Source organism: Pseudomonas sp. (genome assembly GCF_036387035.1).
Taxonomy (GTDB): domain Bacteria; phylum Pseudomonadota; class Gammaproteobacteria; order Pseudomonadales; family Pseudomonadaceae; genus Aquipseudomonas.
Window position 1 is genome coordinate 48,368 of the sequence record NZ_DASVUM010000198.1, and the last position, 18,804, is coordinate 67,171.

The 18,804-nt window shown below is 60.2% G+C and carries 17 protein-coding genes and 2 tRNA genes; 7 read left to right on the forward strand and 12 right to left on the reverse strand.

All coding sequences use genetic code 11. From position 1 onward, the window contains the following. Positions 1 to 140: 140 nt before the first annotated feature. Positions 141 to 566 (reverse strand): quorum-sensing-regulated virulence factor family protein, encoded by a 426-nt coding sequence (locus VF672_RS19010; protein ID WP_331106090.1) that lies wholly within the window; start codon positions 564 to 566, stop codon positions 141 to 143. 189 nt (positions 567 to 755) lie between these two features. On the opposite strand from VF672_RS19010, the gene VF672_RS19015 reads away from it, so the two are divergent. After that, positions 756 to 1,520, forward strand: coding sequence for a tRNA-uridine aminocarboxypropyltransferase (locus tag VF672_RS19015; protein ID WP_331106091.1), 765 nt, complete (start codon positions 756 to 758; stop codon positions 1,518 to 1,520). Positions 1,521 to 1,580: 60 nt separating this feature from the next. On the opposite strand, the gene VF672_RS19020 is transcribed toward VF672_RS19015, so the two are convergent. Next, a complete protein-coding gene (locus VF672_RS19020) occupies positions 1,581 to 2,465 on the reverse strand; it encodes a DMT family transporter (protein ID WP_331106092.1) in 885 nt (294 codons plus the stop codon). Positions 2,466 to 2,640: 175 nt separating this feature from the next. Between VF672_RS19020 and erdR the strand changes: the two genes are divergently transcribed. After that, on the forward strand, positions 2,641 to 3,288 hold the full coding sequence (erdR, locus tag VF672_RS19025) for a response regulator transcription factor ErdR (RefSeq protein ID WP_331106093.1): 648 nt from the start codon (positions 2,641 to 2,643) through the stop codon (positions 3,286 to 3,288). 105 nt (positions 3,289 to 3,393) lie between these two features. After that, positions 3,394 to 3,762: a diacylglycerol kinase gene (locus VF672_RS19030; RefSeq protein ID WP_331106094.1), complete on the forward strand. Its 369-nt coding sequence runs from the start codon at positions 3,394 to 3,396 to the stop codon at positions 3,760 to 3,762. A 29-nt stretch (positions 3,763 to 3,791) separates the two neighbouring features. Here the strand turns inward: VF672_RS19030 and VF672_RS19035 are convergent, their stop codons facing one another. Then, on the reverse strand, positions 3,792 to 4,718 hold the full coding sequence (locus VF672_RS19035; RefSeq protein WP_331106095.1) for a LysR family transcriptional regulator: 927 nt from the start codon (positions 4,716 to 4,718) through the stop codon (positions 3,792 to 3,794). Between the two features lie 122 nt (positions 4,719 to 4,840). On the opposite strand from VF672_RS19035, the gene fpr reads away from it, so the two are divergent. Continuing rightward, a complete protein-coding gene (gene fpr, locus VF672_RS19040; RefSeq protein WP_065989778.1) occupies positions 4,841 to 5,620 on the forward strand; it encodes a ferredoxin-NADP reductase in 780 nt (259 codons plus the stop codon). A gap of 164 nt (positions 5,621 to 5,784) precedes the next feature. Here the strand turns inward: fpr and tsaA are convergent, their stop codons facing one another. The 3 genes from tsaA to VF672_RS19055 all read right to left on the reverse strand — a co-directional run bounded on the left by tsaA (position 5,785) and on the right by VF672_RS19055 (position 7,747). Further along, positions 5,785 to 6,489 (reverse strand): tRNA (N6-threonylcarbamoyladenosine(37)-N6)-methyltransferase TrmO, encoded by a 705-nt coding sequence (gene tsaA, locus VF672_RS19045; RefSeq protein WP_331106096.1) that lies wholly within the window; start codon positions 6,487 to 6,489, stop codon positions 5,785 to 5,787. A gap of 17 nt (positions 6,490 to 6,506) precedes the next feature. Continuing rightward, positions 6,507 to 6,968 (reverse strand): DUF1456 family protein, encoded by a 462-nt coding sequence (locus VF672_RS19050; RefSeq protein WP_331106097.1) that lies wholly within the window; start codon positions 6,966 to 6,968, stop codon positions 6,507 to 6,509. 68 nt (positions 6,969 to 7,036) lie between these two features. Further along, positions 7,037 to 7,747 carry an rRNA pseudouridine synthase gene (locus VF672_RS19055; RefSeq protein ID WP_331106098.1) on the reverse strand — a complete coding sequence of 237 codons (711 nt, stop codon included), beginning with the start codon at positions 7,745 to 7,747 and terminating at the stop codon, positions 7,037 to 7,039. 162 nt (positions 7,748 to 7,909) lie between these two features. Between VF672_RS19055 and VF672_RS19060 the strand changes: the two genes are divergently transcribed. Continuing rightward, a complete protein-coding gene (locus VF672_RS19060; RefSeq protein WP_331106099.1) occupies positions 7,910 to 8,905 on the forward strand; it encodes an alpha/beta hydrolase in 996 nt (331 codons plus the stop codon). Positions 8,906 to 8,929: 24 nt separating this feature from the next. Here VF672_RS19060 and VF672_RS19065 read toward each other — a convergent pair whose 3' ends face one another. Beyond that, positions 8,930 to 9,385, reverse strand: coding sequence for a GNAT family N-acetyltransferase (locus VF672_RS19065; protein ID WP_331106100.1), 456 nt, complete (start codon positions 9,383 to 9,385; stop codon positions 8,930 to 8,932). A 121-nt stretch (positions 9,386 to 9,506) separates the two neighbouring features. Further along, positions 9,507 to 10,844 carry a 30S ribosomal protein S12 methylthiotransferase RimO gene (gene rimO, locus VF672_RS19070; protein ID WP_331106101.1) on the reverse strand — a complete coding sequence of 446 codons (1,338 nt, stop codon included), beginning with the start codon at positions 10,842 to 10,844 and terminating at the stop codon, positions 9,507 to 9,509. A gap of 270 nt (positions 10,845 to 11,114) precedes the next feature. On the opposite strand from rimO, the gene VF672_RS19075 reads away from it, so the two are divergent. Then, the gene (locus VF672_RS19075; protein WP_331106102.1) at positions 11,115 to 13,013 is read left to right on the forward strand and encodes a potassium transporter Kup; all 1,899 of its coding nucleotides are present in this window, start codon (positions 11,115 to 11,117) and stop codon (positions 13,011 to 13,013) included. Positions 13,014 to 13,296: 283 nt separating this feature from the next. Here VF672_RS19075 and VF672_RS19080 read toward each other — a convergent pair whose 3' ends face one another. From VF672_RS19080 to VF672_RS19095, 4 genes are all read right to left on the reverse strand, one after another. Further along, the gene (locus tag VF672_RS19080) at positions 13,297 to 14,586 is read right to left on the reverse strand and encodes a virulence factor family protein (RefSeq protein ID WP_331106103.1); all 1,290 of its coding nucleotides are present in this window, start codon (positions 14,584 to 14,586) and stop codon (positions 13,297 to 13,299) included. Further along, a complete protein-coding gene (gene mprF, locus VF672_RS19085) occupies positions 14,586 to 17,228 on the reverse strand; it encodes a bifunctional lysylphosphatidylglycerol flippase/synthetase MprF (protein ID WP_331106104.1) in 2,643 nt (880 codons plus the stop codon). The genes VF672_RS19080 and mprF overlap by 1 nt, the downstream gene beginning before the upstream one ends. Positions 17,229 to 17,558: 330 nt before the next feature. Further along, positions 17,559 to 17,635: transfer RNA gene (locus tag VF672_RS19090), tRNA-Met, on the reverse strand. Positions 17,636 to 17,900: 265 nt separating this feature from the next. Beyond that, a tRNA-Met gene (locus VF672_RS19095) sits at positions 17,901 to 17,977 on the reverse strand. A gap of 248 nt (positions 17,978 to 18,225) precedes the next feature. Here VF672_RS19095 and dinB point away from each other — a divergent pair. Then, a partial coding sequence (gene dinB / locus VF672_RS19100) for a DNA polymerase IV (protein ID WP_331106105.1) occupies positions 18,226 to 18,804 on the forward strand: 579 nt, incomplete at its 3' end.

Consider the following 18,804-nt stretch of genomic DNA (forward strand, 5'->3'; position numbering starts at 1 on the left):
CGCTGACCCTTGCCCTGCAATCAAGGCAGTGCGCGGGGATCATCGAAGAGCGGGGAGCGGCGGCGCATGTTGCGGGGAGGCGAGGGCTTAGCTGCGCGTCGTAGAAGTCTGGAAACGCGCAGCCGGAAAAACGGGTTACATCACTTTTTCTTGGCAGGTGGCTTGGCAGCGCAATCGGCCGCTTTGATTTCCTGGGTCGTGATGATCTTGTTGGTTTTGTATTCGGTGAACTGATAACGCAGGATCGCGCCTTTGGCCATCAGTTGACGATATCCGGCGTTGCGGCAGACGCTACCGCCCAGCTGACCGCGGACATCGTCCGGGTTTTCGCGCATTTGCGCGGCCTGGCCAGACTGCACGCTCAGGTGGTTGATCAGCATCTTGCCTTCAACGGTATAGCCCTCGTCGAGGATGTCCTCGTTGATGGCGCGGGGCGTGCCGACACTGCTTTCCTTCGCGACTTTATCAAGCATCTGGCTCAGTTCGTAATCCTGTTTGGACGCCGCGTTGGCGCACAGCGGAGCGACGAGCAAAAGCGTGAGAGTGGGGGCGATGAAGCGCAGCATTGAATTCTCCTGGTGCATGGACGGGTGGTGCGGAGGCAGGCCGTTGGACCGGCGACATCCCAAGGCGTTCACTGCTCGAGTGAGTGCCTTCAAGGCCGGGCAGTATAGGGGAGGAGCCTCCGCAGACACCAGAGAACACGGTGCGTCCGGCTGCGTCTGATAGAATGCCGCGACTTTTTGGCCTCCCGGATGCCCCTCGTGTCACTGCCTTCTTGCTCCTCCATCACCCAGACTGTTTTTCACAAGAATTCTGTCGCCTGTCTGAGAGATGAGCGGGAGGAGGAGAGTACGAAGCCTTACCTGGCTCGCGGATCACGCGCGCCGAGGTGCCATCGCTGCCGAGTGATCGAAAGTCATTGCCTTTGCAAGTGGCGTCCCAAGGTGGAGGCACAATCAGGGGTGTGCCTCGTGATGACGAAAAAAGAGGTATTCAAACCTAGCAATACGGGATGGCTGATCGCAGACGTTATTCAGGATAACCACGCGTTCGTGTGGTCACGCACTGAGGTCGATGAAAAGCTCATTGCGTTGCTCAATGATCCGCAATGGCAACCCTATCTTGTGTTTCCGGGAGAATATGTGTCGGCGGAGCGCGTCACTGACACCGTGAGCATCAGCCAAAACAAGCGGCCGCTGTTCGTGCTGATTGATGCGACGTGGACTGAAGCGAGGAAGATCTTCCGTAAAAGTGCTTACTTTGATTCCATCCCAATCTTAAGCCTTATTCCCGAACAACTTTCACGGTACAAATTGAGACGATCCACCCGCAGCGAACATCTCTGCACCGCCGAAGTGGCGGCACTGTGCTTCGATTTAGCGGGCGATACTGAAGCAGCTTCGGCGTTGAGCTGTTACTTCGATGTGTTTAGTCAGCACTATTTAGGCGCTAAAAATCAGTTGCCCCTTAACTTGCAAAGCGATGCCCATCAAGAATTGAAGGGCTACATTGAATAGTCGTCAGCAATGCCGTCGCCCGCGAGCCGCATCAAGGCGGCGCGCAACAGAGGCAGGACCTCAGGCGAGGGCTTTTTTTGGCCACAACTGCGCCAGCAACATACCGGCCAGCATCAATCCGCAGCCGATGTAACCGCGCAATTGCAAGGCTTCTCCCAGAATCCAGGCGCCGGCGATGGCGGCGAACACCGCTTCCAGCGAAAGGATGATGGCGGCGTGGGAGGCAATGGCGTGCTTTTGCGCAACCACCTGCAGCGTGTAACCCACGCCGACCGCGACGATGCCGCCGTAGAGAAGGGCAGGGCCCGCATCGATGACGGCGGCGAGGGCGATCGGTTCGAAGAGCACCGCCAGCAGCAGACTCACCACCGAACAGGTGGCGAACTGCAGGAACGCCAGACGGATCGGGTCGTGACGGCTGGCGAACAGGCTGACCAGCACCACGTGTGCGCCCCACACGAACGCGCCGATGAGTTGCAGCCAGTCCCCGGCGGCCACATGGAAGTTGTCGCCGATGCTGAGCAGGCACATGCCGACCACTGCCAGCAGACACCCGAGCCAGGTGCCCAGCCCGGTTTTATGACCGAGCAGCAAGCCCAGCAGCGGCACTACAATCACGTACAGGCCGGTGATGAAGCCGGAGTTGGTCACGCTGGTAAACAGCAGGCCGACCTGTTGCAGGTTGATACCCAGCGCCAGCGCCAGGCCCATGATGATGCCGGCGCGTAGCATGCCGCGATCAAGCAACGGCTCCGGCACGCGCACTGCTCTGGCGTTGCGCAGGATCAGCGGCACCAGGCAGAGCGACCCCAGCGCGAAACGCAGCCCCGAAAACAGATAAGGACCGATGTGATCCATCCCGGCGGTCTGGGCGACGAATCCAGTGCCCCAGATCAATGCGGTCAGGAGCATGAGCAGGTCCGCTCGCAGGGCATGGTTTGGCATGATGGCACTCGTCAGGTCGGGGGCGCAGACTTTGCCGCAAAGCGTCAGGCTTGACCACCCCGACTTCGCTGGGCATCCTTGGCGCCGCTCACGTGCGGTCCCTGTGTCAAGATGTCGCGGGTGGCCTCATTGGGTGTTGAATTCGTCGGCGCTCAGTCACTTACAGGATCATGAAATGCCCTACGAAATCCTGATTGCCGACGACCATCCGCTGTTCCGTAGCGCCCTGCATCAGGCGCTGAGTCTTGGGCTTGGGCCGGAGGCGAGGCTGGTCGAGGCCGAGAGCATCGCCGACCTGGAAGCGCGACTGACCGAGAAGTCTGACTGGGATCTGGTCCTGCTGGACCTGAACATGCCCGGCGCTTATGGCTTTTCAGGGCTGGTGTTGTTGCGCGGTCAGTACCCGCAAGTGCCGGTGGTCATGGTCTCCGCTCAGGAAGAAGCTGCGGTCGTGGTCAAGTCCCGCGAGTTCGGTGCAAGCGGTTTCATTCCTAAGTCCAGTTCCCTGGAAACCATCCAGAAGGCCGTGCGAACGGTGCTCGATGGCGATGTCTGGTGGCCGCCGCAGGTCAACGAAAGTGTCAGCGTGTCACCCGAAGCGAAGGCCGCCAGTGAAGGGCTTGCCAGCCTCACACCGCAGCAGTTTCGTGTGTTGACGATGGTCTGCGAGGGGCTGCTGAACAAGCAGATCGCCTACGAGCTGAGCGTCTCGGAAGCGACAATCAAGGCCCATGTCACGGCGATCTTCCGCAAGCTCAACGTGCGTACGCGAACCCAGGCAGCATTGTTGCTGCAACAATTGGAATCCATTCCGCAGAGCTGATTCAGCTTATCAGTCTCTGCCCCTGGCGTTGCGCGGCCGACCTTCACACTTTTTTGACCGTCGCCGCACTAGCCTCCACCGCTTTCATTCATCTGCAGTGTTCTTATGACGTCCCCATTCAAAGGCCAGACCGGCCTCAAACGTATTCTCAACGCGTCTGGCTATTCCTTCGATGGCCTGACCGCTGCATTCAAGGGCGAAGCCGCCTTCCGTCAACTGGTTCTGCTCAACGTCGTGTTGATACCGCTGTCTTTCGTGTTTCACGTCAGCCGAGGCGAGCGCGCGATCCTGATTGCGGTGTGTCTGTTGGCGCTGATCGTCGAACTGCTGAACTCGGCCATCGAGGCCGCGATTGACCGTATCTCCCTGGACCGCCACCCGTTGTCCAAGAACGCCAAAGACATGGGCAGTGCCGCCCAGTTTGTGGCGCTGACCATGATCGCTGTGGTCTGGGGCCTGATTCTGCTGGGCTGACCGCCGAATTTGCGCACCCGGGCGGCGCTTCAGGCAATGCTCGGCAGGACGATCTCGTCGCTGCGGTTCACACCGGCGGTGAATGAGCGGCAGAGGTCGAGGAATTCGCGGATAGCGGATGTCTGATATTTCTGTTTGTGCCAGATGAAGTAGAACTGGCGCACCAGGTCCAGCTCCGGCGTCTCGATGGCAACAAGGCTGCCCCGGCGAAAAGCGTCACGCAGGGCCAGACGGGAAATGCAGCCAATCCCCAGGCCAGACTCGACAGCGCGTTTGATCGCCTCGGTGTGCTCCAACTCCAGCCTCACGTTCAGGCTGTTCAAGTGATGACGCATGGCCTGATCGAAGGTCAGCCGTGTGCCGGAACCCTGCTCTCGCAAAATCCACGCCTCGCGGGTCAGCTCCTCCAGTGAAGCTCGGCCCTTTTTTGCCAGCGGATGCTGGGGGGCGCAAAACACCACCAGCTCATCCTCGACCCAGGTTTGCACTTCGATGTCGGGATGGCTGCAGTCGCCCTCGATCAAGCCCAGATCGATCTCGTAATGGGCCACCTGCTGAACGATGTTCGCCGTGTTTTGCACGTGCAGCTTCACTTGGCTCTCAGGGTGACGCTGCATGAAGCTGCCGATCAACAGGGTGGCCAGGTAATTGCCGATCGTCAGGGTGGCGCCGACCGCCAGCGAACCAAAGCCGGACTTGCCATTGAGCAGGTCTTCAATCTCTTTGGCCTGATCGAGCAGCGCAACGGCCTGTGGCAACAGCTGCCGGCCCGTTGAGTTAAGGCTGAGTCTTTTACCCGCGCGGTCGAACAACTGGCAGCTCGACTGGCGTTCCAGTTCGGTAATAGACGTGCTCGCCGCAGATTGCGACAAGGAGAGCTGCACCGCCGCGCGGGAAACGCTTTCCTGCTGGGCGACGGCGACAAACACCTGGAGTTGACGAAGAGTAAATCGCATATCTATATAACCGATAACCTATATCTTGATAATTCAGTTAACAGATATTGTGTCTGCCACTAGAATGTCGCGCAATGGCGCATTGATTGGCGCACGTCATTTATCAGGAGCTCCCACGTACCATGAGCAACATGAATCACGAGCGTGTCCTCAGCGTTCATCACTGGAACGACACCCTCTTCAGTTTCAAGTGCACCCGTGATCCTGGCCTGCGCTTCGAGAACGGTCAGTTCGTCATGATCGGTCTGCAGCAACCAAACGGGCGCCCGCTCATGCGTGCCTATTCCATTGCCAGCCCGAACTGGGAAGAGCATCTGGAGTTCTTCAGCATCAAGGTGCCTGACGGTCCGCTGACCTCGCAGTTGCAGCACCTGAAGGAAGGCGACGAGATCATCATCAGCAAAAAGCCTACGGGCACGCTGGTGCTGGACGACCTCAAGCCGGGCAAGCACCTTTACCTGCTTAGCACGGGTACAGGCCTGGCGCCGTTCATGAGCGTTATTCAGGATCCTGAAACTTACGAGCGTTTCGAGAAGGTCATTCTCTGCCACGGCGTGCGTTACGTGAACGAAGTCGCTTATCGTGAGTTCATCACCGAGCATTTGCCGCAGAACGAATTCTTCGGCGAGATGCTGCGCGACAAACTTATTTATTACCCAACGGTAACCCGCGAGCCGTTCGAGAACGAAGGCCGCCTGACCGACTTGATGCGCAGCGGCAAGCTGTTCAGCGACATCGGCCTGCCGCCGATCAATCCGCAGGACGACCGCGCCATGCTGTGCGGCAGCCCGAGCATGCTCGATGAAACCAGCGAAGTGCTGAACAGCTTCGGCCTGACCGTTTCGCCACGCATGCGCGAGCCGGGTGATTACCTGATCGAGCGTGCATTCGTCGAAAAGTAACAGCGTTGCGCTACGACCCAATCGCCGATGAAACACCCTCGCAGCACTGTGAGGGTGACGTCATCGGCGAACAGGTCAGTACAGGCACCCGCATTTAGGGGTCTGAAAAAAACCGCCTGGAGGTCACGGACCAGGCGGTTTTTTTGTGGGCGGGCGCAAGCGGTTCAAGCGGCGGCCGGCACCACTTCAAGCACGCAAATGACGCCGGTCTGCGGGTAGTGCCAGCGCACATCCAAGTCCCAGAACTGCGCCCCGTAGCGTCGCTCTGGCGTGGGCGTCTGGTAGGCCGGTCGCGGGTCCTGGGCCAGGCATTGCTCGATCAGCTCGATCAGCGGTTCGGCCAGACGCAGTGCATGCTCTCGAGCCTGAAACAGCGCTGCGTCGCTCCACTGCACCGGGATCAGCTCCGGCGCAGCGGCGGCCATGCTGTTGCGCGCCTCAGCGATCACATCGGCGTAAGGCACGTAAGGTTTGACGTCCAGCACGGGCGTGCCGTCCAGCAGGTCGATGCCGGACAGCCAAAGGCGGCCTGCTTCGACCTTATCCAGCTTGACGACCGATTGACCGATGCCGTTGGGCCGATGCGTCGCGCGCGTGGCGAACACGCCCATCGACTGATTCCCGCCCAGACGGGGAGGTCGTACTTTGAGTCGCGGCGTGTCTTCCAGGGCCTGATGAAACAGAAACAGCAGCCAGACATGGCTGACCTGTTCCAGACCCTGCACCGCCTCGCCCTGATCAAAGGGCGCCACCAGCTCCAGCACGCCTCGGGCGGCGGGAGCCAGCTGCGGCTGGCGGGGGATGGCGAACTTCTCTTTGAAGCACGAGCGCATGAAGCCGATCGGCGAGACGTTATAGACCTGTGTCATCGAAGGCGCTGCGGTGCTTAGCTGCGCACGCGCAGGGTCAGGCCGCGCAGGAAGTTGCGCAGCAACTGGTCGCCGCACGGGCGATAGTTGTTGTGGCCTGCCTTGCGGAACAGTGCGCTGAGTTCCGGTTTGGACACCGGGAATTCGGACGCTTTGAGGATGGCGTGCATGTCGTCTTCTTTCAGCTCAAAGGCCACACGCAGCTTTTTCAGGACGATGTTATTGGTGACCGGCAGTTCGACGGGCAGCGCCGGGCGGCTCTCGTCCTTGCCGCGCTTGAAGAACACCAGACCGTCGAGGAAGTGCGCCATGACTTCGTCGCTGCACGGCACGAAGCCTTCTTCTTCGTCTTTCTTCATGTAGGCCATGACGTCGGCCTTGGTCGCGTCGAACCCGCCGAGCTTGATGATATCGACCACCTTGGCGTCGTTGATATCAAGCATGTAACGGATGCTGCGCAGTACATCGTTGTTCATCATGGTGCGTGTTTTTCCTGAAGATTCGCAGAGGAGCGCGCGTATCGATACGGCGCTCGGAAAGGGGGGTGTCAGAATTTTTCTTTGTCGGTCATGTAGCGCCACTGGCCTTCGGGCACCTTGCCGATGGACACGCCGCCGATGCGAATGCGCCGCACCGAAACCACCTTCAAACCCACCGCTTCGCACAGTTGCGCAATGACGCCGGGCTGCGGGTTTTTCATGGCGAAGCGCAGGCGGTTTTCGTTCTGCCAGCTGGCTTTGACCTTCGGCAGTTCCTTGCCCTTGTAGGTCATGCCGTGGTTCAGGCGATTGAGGCCGTGGGCAACCATGTCGCCGGCGATCTCGACGACGTATTCCTGCTCGATCTTGCTGCGGTCGTCGGTGAGTTTGCGGAGGATTTTCCAGTCCTGGCTGAACACCATCAGGCCGCTGGCACCGGCTTGCAGGGTTGAAATCGCCTCCAGACGGAGAAAGTGCCCTTTGAGCGGGCGCCGACCGATGCTGTGATCTGCCGACAACGTGCCGGGCGTGATCAGCCCCAAGGCGTTCTCAGGGGCCATGCCTGCTGGCGCGTTGAACAGAATCGTGACGGTTTCAGGCGTATCGGCTTTTGCGTCCGCGTTCAGCACCACGGTCTGGTTCTCGACCTTGAACTGCGGCTCGTCGACGACCACGCCGTCCACCGTGACCCAGCCGCCTTCAATGAACAGCTCGGCTTCGCGTCGGGAGCAGCCGACCAGCTCGATCAGGCGTTTGGAAAGGCGAATGGGGTCAGTCATGAGAAAAGCCGTAACAAAATGGAAAGGCGGCTATTGTACCCGCGCATGCGGCGTTAATCGCGGCTCCATTGAAATTGCGTGGTGAATAACACCCCTCACGACGGATTTTTCCGGACGCTGTGCAGGTCTGTTCTCTATTCCTACACCAGATGGAGCGATTTCATGACCAAATGGCTGCCCGCGCTGCTGATGACTGTCAGCTTGCCGCTACTCGCTGCGCAAACCCCATCTTATGGCCCGCAATTGGAAGGCTTCCACTACCCGTTCCCGGCGCAGAATTATAGCTTCCAGTCCCAGGGCGCAACGGTGCAGATGGGCTACATGGACATCAAGCCCGTCGGCCCCGCCAATGGGCGCAGCGTCGTGCTGTTGCATGGCAAGAACTTCTGCGGCGCTACATGGGAAGGCACCATCAAGGCGCTGACGGGGTCGGGGTATCGAGTGGTCGCGCCGGACCAGATCGGTTTCTGCCGCTCCAGCAAGCCGGCCGACTACACGTACTCGTTCGAGCAACTGGCGCAGAACACCAAAGCACTGCTGACGCAACTGGGCATCGATCATGTCACGGTGGTCGGGCATTCGATGGGCGGCATGCTGGCAACGCGTTTTGCTCTGATGTATCCCGAGCAGGTGGACCAACTGCTGCTGGTGAACCCGATCGGCCTGGAAGACTGGAAAGCCAAAGGTGTGCCGGATCGCAGCTTTGACGACTGGTACGCCCGTGAGCTGAAAACCAGTGCCGAGAGCATTCGCAAATATCAGCAGTCGACCTATTACGCCAATGAATGGCGGCCCGAGTTCGATCATTGGGTCGACATGCAGGCCGGGATGTTCAATGGCAAGGGTAAAGAAGAGGTGGCCAGGGCGTCGGCGCAGACCTACGGGATGATCTTCAACCAGCCAGTGTTCTATGACTTGGAAAAATTGAAGATGCCGACCGTGTTGCTGATTGGCCAGAAGGACAACACTGCCATCGCCAAGGACGCGACGCCCGAGGCATTGCGCAAGACCTTGGGCAACTACCCGGAACTGGGCAAGGCCGCCGCCAAACGCATTCCGCAGGCGACGCTGGTGGAATTCGCAGGGTTGGGGCATGCGCCGCAGATCCAGGATCCGCAGCAGTTGAACAAGGTGCTGCTGGAAAGCCTGAAACGCTGATGCGTCGAGCGGGACCGGCTGCGCTTAGCGGACCGCTTTCTTCCGCATCCGCAACATGGGGTGCGGACGGCCGAGCCCGTCCAGTTCGACCCGACCTACCACCTCAAACCCCTGCCGTTCATAGAAGCCCCGCGCTTGGGCATTTTCTTCGTTCACGTCCAGTTCGGTGATGTGGAAATGCTCGATCGCATAGTCCAGCAGCTTCTTGCCCAGGCCCATGCCACGGTAGGCAGGGTCGATGAAGAGCATTTCGAGCTTCCCGGGTGAGGTGCCGGCAAAACCGGTGATGCGCAAGTGCGAGTCGCGGGTGCAAAACAGGTTCACCGCGCCCAGGTACTGGGTTTCCAGCAGGTGCCGAAGCAGCGTGATGTAGTTCTCGGACAGAAAGTCATGGGTGGCGCGCACGGAGTTTTCCCAGACTTGGGTGAGTTCTGCGAAGTCGTGCTGCCTGGGGATATAAATGACCGAGTGGTGGGTCATGTCGCCGCTGCTCTCGGGGTATTGATCCTGATGTGGGGACGATAGCCAGAAAAAACAAACCCCGCCGTGTTAAGGGCGGGGCTGCTGGAAGCAATGCTTATGTCGAACCTGAGACGGGGCCTTAGATAGGCTCAGCCCACAAGTCGTACTCGTCGGCGTCCACTACGCGGCACATGACCTTGTCGCCTGGCTTGAGGTCACGGTCGCTTTCGACAAACACGTTGCCGTCGATTTCAGGCGCGTCGAAGAATGACCGACCGACAAAGCCCTGCTCGTCCACTTCGTCGATCAGCACTTCGATTTCCTTGCCGATTTTCATCTGCAGGCGTGCGGCGCTGATGGCTTGCTGGTGCGCCATGAAGCGGTCCCAGCGATCCTGTTTGATGTCGTCCGGAACGATCGGCGCATCGAGCAGGTTGGCCGGCGCGCCTTCGACAGGGGAGTACTGAAAGCAACCCACGCGATCGAGCTGCGCTTCAGTCAGCCAGTCCAGCAGGTACTGGAAATCTTCTTCGGTCTCACCGGGGAAGCCCACGATGAAGGTCGAACGGATGATCAGATCGGGGCACTGTTCGCGCCAGTTCTTGATGCGTGCCAGGGTCTTGTCTTCGAAGGCCGGGCGTTTCATCAGCTTGAGGATCTTCGGGCTGGCGTGCTGGAACGGGATGTCCAGGTACGGCAGGATCTTGCCCGCTGCCATCAACGGGATGATCTCGTCGACGTGCGGGTACGGATAAACATAATGCAGACGCACCCAGACGCCCAGCGAACTCAGTGCCTGGCACAGCTCGGTCATGCGCGTGCGGACCGGCTGGCCGTTCCAGAAACCGGTGCGGTACTTGATGTCGACGCCGTAAGCGCTGGTGTCCTGCGAGATCACCAGCAGTTCTTTCACGCCAGCCTTGACCAGGCGCTGGGCTTCGTCGAGCACGTCGCCAATCGGGCGGCTGACCAGCTTGCCGCGCATCGACGGGATGATGCAGAAGCTGCAACTGTGGTTGCAGCCTTCGGAAATCTTCAGGTACGCGTAATGGCGCGGGGTCAGCTTGACCCCTTGCGGCGGCACCAGATCGATCAGCGGGTTGTGATCGAGCTTCGGCGGCGCGGCATCGTGGACGGCATTGACCACTTGCTCGTACTGCTGAGGACCGGTCACGGCCAGCACGCTCGGGTGCACGCTACGAATCACGCTTTCATCCACGCCCATGCAGCCGGTGACGATGACTTTGCCGTTTTCGGCCAGCGCCTCGCCAATGGTCTCGAGGGATTCGGCCTTGGCGCTGTCGATGAATCCGCAGGTGTTGACCACTACCACGTCAGCGTCCTGGTAGGTCGGAACGACCTGGTAGCCTTCCATGCGCAGCTGGGTCAGGATGCGCTCGGAATCGACCAGAGCCTTCGGGCAACCGAGGCTGACAAAGCCGACCTTGGGGGCGGCAGACGTGGTGACGGTGGACATTGACTAACCTCGGCGTAGGATGCCCGGCGATTGGCCGAGGCATTGACTGGGCGCTTGGGGCGCCTCTGATCAAAAAGTGCGCAATTCTAGCGGCGCGTCGAACGATTGACCAGTGTTATACCGAGAATTACGACGAGTGCTGCGCTATGCTTCGCGGCGTTGAGCCCGGCAACCCCAGTCGGCCGGGCGCATCGGAATTTACCGGTGCGGCGTGGGTCAATCCGACAACACCGGATCGCGGTGCTCGAGTCATGGTTTCAGGAGTGGTAAATGGGTCACGCAACGAGTCAGGCAGAGGTCGGGCATTCTTCGGCCAAACCGTTGAGTCTGTTGGTGGGCGCGGTGGGTGTAGCCTACGGCGACATCGGTACCAGCCCGCTTTACACCATCAAGGAAGTCTTCGTCGGAGGCTATGGCGTGCAAGCCGGCCACGATGCCGTGCTGGGCATTTTGTCGCTGATCTTCTGGTCATTGATCTGGGTGGTATCTTTCAAATACATGGCGTTGGTGCTGCGCGCCGATAACGACGGCGAGGGCGGCATCATGGCGCTCACGGCGCTGGCACGCAGGGCGTCGGCCAAATACCCGAAGCTGCAGGCGAGCATGATCGTCTTCGGGCTGTTTGGCGCGGCGCTGTTTTACGGCGACAGCATGATCACCCCGGCCATTTCGGTGCTGTCGGCGGTCGAGGGCATGGAGTTGGCGTTCGACGGGCTGGATCATTGGGTGGTACCCATCGCGTTGGTCGTTCTGGTGGCGCTGTTTCTGATTCAACGTCACGGCACCGCGCGGATCGGCGTGCTGTTTGGTCCGATCATGGTGTTGTGGTTCGTGACCCTGGGCGTGCTCGGCGTTCACGGCATTCTCCAGCAGCCGGAAGTGCTGCACGCCGTTAACCCGGTATGGGCCGTTCGCTTCTTCATCGACCACCCCGGCATTGGCGTTTCAGTGCTCGGCGCGGTGGTGCTTGCGCTGACGGGAGCAGAGGCGCTTTACGCAGACATGGGTCACTTTGGGCGCAAACCGATCTCCCGCGCCTGGTTCGCCCTGGTTCTGCCAGCGCTGGTGCTGAACTACTTCGGCCAGGGTGCCTTGGTGATCCAAGACCCTGAAGCGGTGCGCAACCCGTTTTACCTGCTGGCGCCGAGCTGGGCGCTGCTGCCTTTGATCGGCCTGTCGACGCTGGCGACCATTATTGCTTCCCAAGCCGTGATCTCCGGCGCGTTCTCGATGACGCTCCAGGCCATTCAGTTGGGCTACATCCCGCGCATGTACATTCAGCACACCTCCAGCGACGCCCAAGGCCAGATTTATATCGGGGCCGTGAATTGGGCGTTGATGGTCGGGGTGATTCTGCTCGTGCTGGGCTTCGAGTCCTCGGGCGCGCTGGCGTCGGCCTACGGCGTGGCCGTCACCGGCACGATGCTCTGCACCACGATTCTGGTGGCCTCGGTCATGTTGCTGGCCTGGAAATGGCCGCCACTGATCGCGGTGCCGATTTTGATGGGATGCTTGTTCGTCGACGGTATGTTCTTCGCCGCCAACGTGCCGAAAGTCATTCAGGGCGGGGCATTTCCGTTCCTGGCGGGCATCGCTTTGTTCATCCTGATGACCACGTGGAAGCGCGGCAAACAGCTGCTGGTGGAGCGTATCGACGAAGGCGGGCTGCCGCTGCCGATCTTTATCAGCAGTATCAGTGTGCAGCCGCCTCATCGCGTTCAGGGCACTGCGGTTTTTTTGACCGCGCGCCAGGACGCCGTACCCCACGCGCTGTTGCATAACCTGCTGCACAACCAGGTGCTGCACGAGCAAGTGGTCTTGCTGACAGTGGTGTATGAAGACACGCCGCGTGTTCCGGCGGCGCAGCGCTTCGAGGTGGAGGCGTTCGGTGAGGGCTTCTACCGCGTGATTCTGCACTTTGGCTTTATCGACGAGCCGGACGTGCCGGCGGCGCTAAGCCTGTGTCACCTGGCGGAACTCGACTTCAGCCCGATGCGCACGACCTACTTCCTCAGCCGCGAAACCGTAGTCTCGTCGAAGCTTGTGGGCATGGCGCGCTGGCGCGAGGGCTTGTTCGCCTTCATGTTGAAGAATGCCAACGGCAACCTGCGATTCTTCAAGCTGCCGTTCAACCGGGTGATCGAGCTGGGCACGCAGGTGGAGATGTAAAGCGGTCCACCGCGTCCCGGCTGAAGCCGGTCCCACTATTAGGCGCGTACCCCGCTGATACACCGCGCGCGCCGTTAATGGGACCGGCTTTAGCCGGGAAGGCGGAGGGTGTCACGCCGCGAAGGTGATGGCGTACAAAAGGGCCTCTTCCCGGCTGAAGCCGGTCCTACTGTCCAAGGCGCGTCTCCTCGTACAGCGCGGTGGATGCGGTGCGGCAAGCGAGTCTCCAAAACGAAAAATCCCCGCCATCGCAAGAGGGTGGGGATTTTTTGTGGGCGGGTGATTACTCCGCAGCGGGCTCTTTGCCTTTCCACTTGTCGATCACTGCACTCAGGCGCTTGGCCAGGGCAGGGTAATCTTCGTCGAAGTGATGGCCGCCGGGCAGCTGCATTTTCTCGCCTGGCGCTGTTGTCTCGGTGCAGCCGCTTTCATCTTTCTCTTCGATGCCGTAGACACACAGCACTTTGTCTCCGGGCAGCTTGGCCATCTCGGGGCCTGTCGCTGCTTCTTTACCCGCGGCGCCCAACCAGCCTTCTACGGCGATTTCGAAGCTTCCTGTGCGGGCGAACGCCAGCAGGATGATGCCGTCGACGCGCGCCTTGTCTTCCTCCGGCAAGCGGTTGTAGATGGCTGGCAGCACGTCGGCACCGAAGGAGTAGCCGGCCAGCACAAAGTGCTTGGCGCCCCACTTCTGCCGGTAATGCGCCATCAGCTCGCTCAAGTCAGCGGCCGTTTGCTCAGGGGATTTGTGCTCCCAGTAGTAACGCAGGGTGTCGATGCCGACGACCGGATAGCCGCCCATCTTCGCCATGTCGCCTGCCACGTCCTTGTCCAGGTCGCGCCAGCCGCCGTCGCCGGAAAGAAACAGCGTCACCGTGTCAGAAGGCTGCGAAGACGGCACTTCGACGACCGGAATATTCAGGCCGCCATTATCGTCCCCGCCGATCAGTCGACGGCGCACTTCGTTGTTCAGCACCTGCGGGTACTTGATGTCGTAATCGCTGATGCTGGTTTCGGTGTTGGGTGCGTCGCGCACCAGCGTTGCGCTCTCGTCGTCGGGGCCGTCGTTCCAGGCGACCGTCCACTTACCGTGAGCGGCGGCCTTTGGCACAGGATCGGTACAGCCCGGTTGATCGCGGACGAAGCCGACCGAGATGGCCCGGGCGTTGTCGTTGTTCTGACCGGCCAGCCAGCGCCATGCCACCGAAGCGCCAGGCCCGACACCGGCGACCAGATCAGGAGCGCCGTCGAGCTTTTGCAGTGCGGCATTGAAGGTCTTCGCCTGAAGCAGGCAGTCGTCCTTGGGCAGCGTTACCTGGACCACGCGGGCAGAGGCGTCATAGCTCAGCGCAAGCAGTTGTTTCTCGGTCAATGACTCTTCTGCCGTGACGGCCAGTGCGACCTGGGTTTTCACCTTGGTCGAGGGCACCACACGGATCAGCGCGGAGCCATCGTCCAGCGTCACGTGTTCAAGGGTCGGTTGCGCGGCGGGGCGGTTCCACAGCCAGAAACCCAATGCCACCACCAGAATTACCAGGGCTGCGAGCAAAAAGCGCCAGTAGCGTTGAATCATCAGCGTTTCACCAATCCGGTCAGGCCGCCCGCGATCAGGGCGGCGGTATCTGCCAGTGCCACGAGCGGATCAAGTCCTGCGGGCACGGCCATATAACGAGGTTCCCAGTCAGGCTGGAATTTGTCTTTGAAACGGCGCAGCCCCTGGAAGTTGTAGAGCTGTTCACCCCGGCTGAACACCATTGAGCCCAGACGCTGGGTCAGCGGTGCGCCTCGCCGCGGCTGGAGCCCGGACAACGGCACCATGCCGAGACTGAAGCGGGCATAACCTTCTTTTTTGTAATGCAGAATCAGCCCGACCATCATGAACTCCATGGTCAGCTTCGGCGCTTCCGGGTGCGAGCGCATGAGGTCCAGGCTCGCCAGATCATTGCGCGACGTCTCCAGCAAGTTGGAAAACGCGACCGGCTTGCCCTGGAAATGGACGATGGCGATGCGGAAATGCTTGAGGTAATCGAGGCTGAACCGGCCCAGCGAAAAGCCTTTCTCGCGGACATTCTTGCCCATCAGCCATGCGTCGGAGATCACCTTGAGCTCTTCCATGGGCGCCTGACCCACTTCGTAGATTTCCAGCGACAGACCGTCGCGCCCACCCCGATTCCAGGTGTAGCGCAGGTCCTTCATTTCCTTGCCCTTGGCTTCGATGTCGAACTTGAGCAGGTCCACCCTGGCTTCTTCGCCCAGCTTGATCGCGGTCAGGCCGATGTCCATGTAGAACGGCAAGTTCTCGGCACGCACCTGATAAAAGACAGGGCGGGCATGGTGAACATCGCACAGGTCACGGAACTGCCAGATCAGCTCGGCGCGTTGCTGGGTCGGGCCAATCGGGTCGTACAGCGCCACAAGACTGCGGCCGCGATGGGCGTACATCAGGAAAGCGTTACCGTCCGGGTGCATGAGCACGGCCTTGTCGCCGGTCAGCACCAGGCCGCCATCGGGCTGGCTGGACGCTTTGATGATCTCTGCCGCTTTGGCCAGTTGCGCCTCATCCGGCAGGTTGATCACCGGGCGCGCGGTGCGCAGCAGCCACGTCAGTGAAACGATCAGCAGCAACACGGCGCTGCCCAAAGCCGAGCGCAAACCGCGCGGGGCATCGGCGTCCAGCGTGAACTGCCACCACAGCTGATGGCTGTACGGTACGTCCTGGTAGGCAAACAGCAGCAGCCAGAAGGAAGCACCGAGTACGCACAGGCTGGCGACCAGGTACAGCGGGGAAAAGGGCAGTTCCAGCAGCCGACTCGGGCGGTAGAACGAGCGCCGGAAGATCGCCAGCAGGCACGCCGTGAGCAGCAGCAGGCTCGCTTCTTCCCAGTCGAAACCTTTGAGAATCGACAGAATGGAGCCCACAAACAGGAGGATGGTAGTCAGCATCCATGCGGCGGACAGACGCCGACGCAGGCCCTGCGCGAGCAACAGACAAAGCACACCGATCAGGCTGGCGCCGAAGTGCGAGGCGTCGATCAGTCGATGGGGGATGAGAAAACCGAGGCTCTCGAGGCGGGTATCGATCTCGGGAGTCGAGCCGGAAAACAGCAGCACCACGCCGGACAGAAATACCAGAAGCGCCAGAATAGGTGCGCCCAGGCCCGAGGCGACGCGCATGGCCTGTTGGGCGAACAGCAGTCGCTTGGCCTCGCTGTACAGCAGGACCAGACAGGCAATCAGCAGCGGCAGGACAACGTAAATCAGGCGGTACAGCAGGAGTGCAGCAGCCAACGGTGCCGCGCCGAGTTCGTCGGCGAATGCGGCGAGCAATATGGCTTCAAACACCCCGACGCCGCCGGGCACATGGCTCAGGACGCCTGCGGCCAGCGCCAGCAGGTAAACCAGCAGGAACGCGCCGAACGGCGGGGCAGAGGGCAGCAACAGATAAAGGACGGCGGCAGCCGCCGCGACGTCCAGCGCGGTGATCACCAGTTGCATCAACGTCAGGCGCACGCCTGGCAGACGCAGCGTGCGGCGGCCTGCGCGAACCAGCAAGTTATGCGGGATGGTCTGTTCCGGCAGACGCCGACGATAGACCGCAAAGCCCAGAATCAGGCTGATCGCGAGCACGGCGACGGCAACGGTGGCCAGGACCGGGACCGACAGATGCAGCGCCAGTGAAGCCGCAGGCAGATCGCTCAACGTGGCAAGGGCAGCCAGTGGCGGCAGCGCGCAGCCCAGTGAAAGGCTGGCAAACAGTGTCATGTGGGCGACTTCGCCCGCGCCCAGTCCCAATCGCGAGTAAAGCCGGTAACGGACCGAGCCGCCGGACAGCATCGACAGGCCCACGGCGTTACCAATGGCAAATGCACAGAAACCGCCCATGACCAGCGCCTTTGCGGGCAGATCGACATTGGCGTAACGACTGGCGGACCACTCATAACCCAGCAGAATCACAAACCCGATGGCCGTCGCCAGCACTGCACCCGCCAAGGAAGGCAGCGGCACACTGAGCAACGAATCCTGCAGCGCGTAGATGTCGAGTTCGGTCAGCATGTGCCGACAGGCGATCAGGGCCACGGCGAACAGAATGATGGTGACCCCCAACCCGATGGGTTGACGATGCTTGCTCACCTGTTCGCGTAAACGCAGTCGTTTCGGGGGAGCCGGAGGATGCTCCGTCACTGCTTCATTTGTGTCGGACGGGTTGGCGCGCATCAATCACTCCTTGGATCGTGCGCGACAGGATGGAGGTATACAGCCAAGTTACCAATCCCTACGCAAAAAATAATTCAGGATGTTAGCGCTTCAACGTCTAACGGGCGAATACCACGGATACGTATCGGTGACCGTTCAGTCTAGGTTCAGTCGTTGGCCAGCGTATCGGCAGGGGAGAACAAAACTATCGCTCCCGGCAACATACAGTAACAAGACCTCTCGGATGAACGCACCCCGGTAATGGGATGTGACAAGGATTCCGGCGCGCTGTTCGAGCGCTTTCAGCGAGGCAAAAAAAAGGCCACTCTTTCGAGTAGCCTTTTTAGATGTTGGTTGCGGGAGCCGGATTTGAACCGACGACCTTCGGGTTATGAGCCCGACGAGCTACCAGACTGCTCCATCCCGCGTCTGTGTGGCGGCATTCTACAGTCGGATGACAAAGTGTCAACCGTTAATGCCAAACATCGACAAAATAACCGGATTGGAGTCGCTGGCGTGCCTAAGTCGTGGTGGGACAAGGCTTTTATCGCCACTCGCGGCTGAGTGCAGTTGGCCATCATCCGTGGGCGTTGTTGCAGTTGGATGAACGGGAAGGCGAGTCTCGCAGAGACAGGCTCGCTTAAATGTCGCCCACAAAAAAGGCCACTCTTTCGAGTAGCCTTTTTTGATGTTTGGTTGCGGGAGCCGGATTTGAACCGACGACCTTCGGGTTATGAGCCCGACGAGCTACCAGACTGCTCCATCCCGCGTCTGTGTGGCGGCATTCTACAGAGGATCTTCGAGGTGTCAAGCAATCGGTGGAAGAAATTTCTTTTTCTTCAAGCGGTTAGCGAGGCGGCTGCATAACACTGCTGCGGCGGGCCTGGCTTATGGGGCTTTTAATGGGGCCTCGTCAGGGCGGCTGGGCGAGCACCTTCCGTAAGGAAAGAGGGGTAGGCAGTGTCAGACAGTCGCGTGAATGAGATACTGCACGACCGTTTTCCTACGACCGCATGTGATGCCGCAGCGCAAAATCATCCATATCGACTGTGATTGCTTCTACGCCGCCATTGAGATGCGCGATGACCCGCGCCTGGCCGGAAAGCCACTGGCAGTGGGCGGGTCGGCTGATCGGCGGGGTGTTATTGCCACCTGTAACTACGAAGCCCGGGCCTACGGCATCCGCTCCGCTATGTCGTCCCGGCACGCCCTGACCTTGTGTCCGGACCTGACCATCGTCAAACCGAGAATGGATGCTTATAAAGAAGCATCGAAAGAGATCCAGACGATTTTTCGCGACTACACCGATTTGATTGAGCCGCTGTCTCTGGATGAAGCTTATCTGGACGTCACCGAGTGCGAGCACTTCGCAGGCAGCGCAACGCGCATCGCGCAGGACATTCGTCGCAGGGTCTCCAATCAGTTGCACATCACCGTGTCCGCCGGCGTCGCCCCCAACAAGTTTCTGGCCAAAATCGCCAGCGACTGGAAAAAGCCGAACGGGCTGTTCGTGATTACGCCGGATCAGGTCGAAGATTTTGTCTCTCAGTTGCCGGTGTCCAAGCTGCACGGCGTCGGCAAAGTGACCGCCGACAAG

Coding starts and splice junctions, on each gene's coding strand:
- rimO (WP_331106101.1), bottom strand. CDS start 10,844: ATGTCCACCGTCACCACGTCTGCCGCCCCCAAGGTCGGCTTTGTCAGC.
- mprF (WP_331106104.1), bottom strand. CDS start 17,228: ATGCGCGCCAACCCGTCCGACACAAATGAAGCAGTGACGGAGCATCCT.
- fpr (WP_065989778.1), top strand. CDS start 4,841: ATGAGCAACATGAATCACGAGCGTGTCCTCAGCGTTCATCACTGGAAC.
- VF672_RS19035 (WP_331106095.1), bottom strand. CDS start 4,718: ATGCGATTTACTCTTCGTCAACTCCAGGTGTTTGTCGCCGTCGCCCAG.
- VF672_RS19080 (WP_331106103.1), bottom strand. CDS start 14,586: ATGATTCAACGCTACTGGCGCTTTTTGCTCGCAGCCCTGGTAATTCTG.
- VF672_RS19065 (WP_331106100.1), bottom strand. CDS start 9,385: ATGACCCACCACTCGGTCATTTATATCCCCAGGCAGCACGACTTCGCA.
- VF672_RS19015 (WP_331106091.1), top strand. CDS start 756: ATGCCCCTCGTGTCACTGCCTTCTTGCTCCTCCATCACCCAGACTGTT.
- VF672_RS19010 (WP_331106090.1), bottom strand. CDS start 566: ATGCTGCGCTTCATCGCCCCCACTCTCACGCTTTTGCTCGTCGCTCCG.
- VF672_RS19020 (WP_331106092.1), bottom strand. CDS start 2,465: ATGCCAAACCATGCCCTGCGAGCGGACCTGCTCATGCTCCTGACCGCA.
- VF672_RS19030 (WP_331106094.1), top strand. CDS start 3,394: ATGACGTCCCCATTCAAAGGCCAGACCGGCCTCAAACGTATTCTCAAC.
- erdR (WP_331106093.1), top strand. CDS start 2,641: ATGCCCTACGAAATCCTGATTGCCGACGACCATCCGCTGTTCCGTAGC.
- tsaA (WP_331106096.1), bottom strand. CDS start 6,489: ATGACACAGGTCTATAACGTCTCGCCGATCGGCTTCATGCGCTCGTGC.
- VF672_RS19075 (WP_331106102.1), top strand. CDS start 11,115: ATGGGTCACGCAACGAGTCAGGCAGAGGTCGGGCATTCTTCGGCCAAA.
- VF672_RS19060 (WP_331106099.1), top strand. CDS start 7,910: ATGACCAAATGGCTGCCCGCGCTGCTGATGACTGTCAGCTTGCCGCTA.
- VF672_RS19050 (WP_331106097.1), bottom strand. CDS start 6,968: ATGATGAACAACGATGTACTGCGCAGCATCCGTTACATGCTTGATATC.
- VF672_RS19055 (WP_331106098.1), bottom strand. CDS start 7,747: ATGACTGACCCCATTCGCCTTTCCAAACGCCTGATCGAGCTGGTCGGC.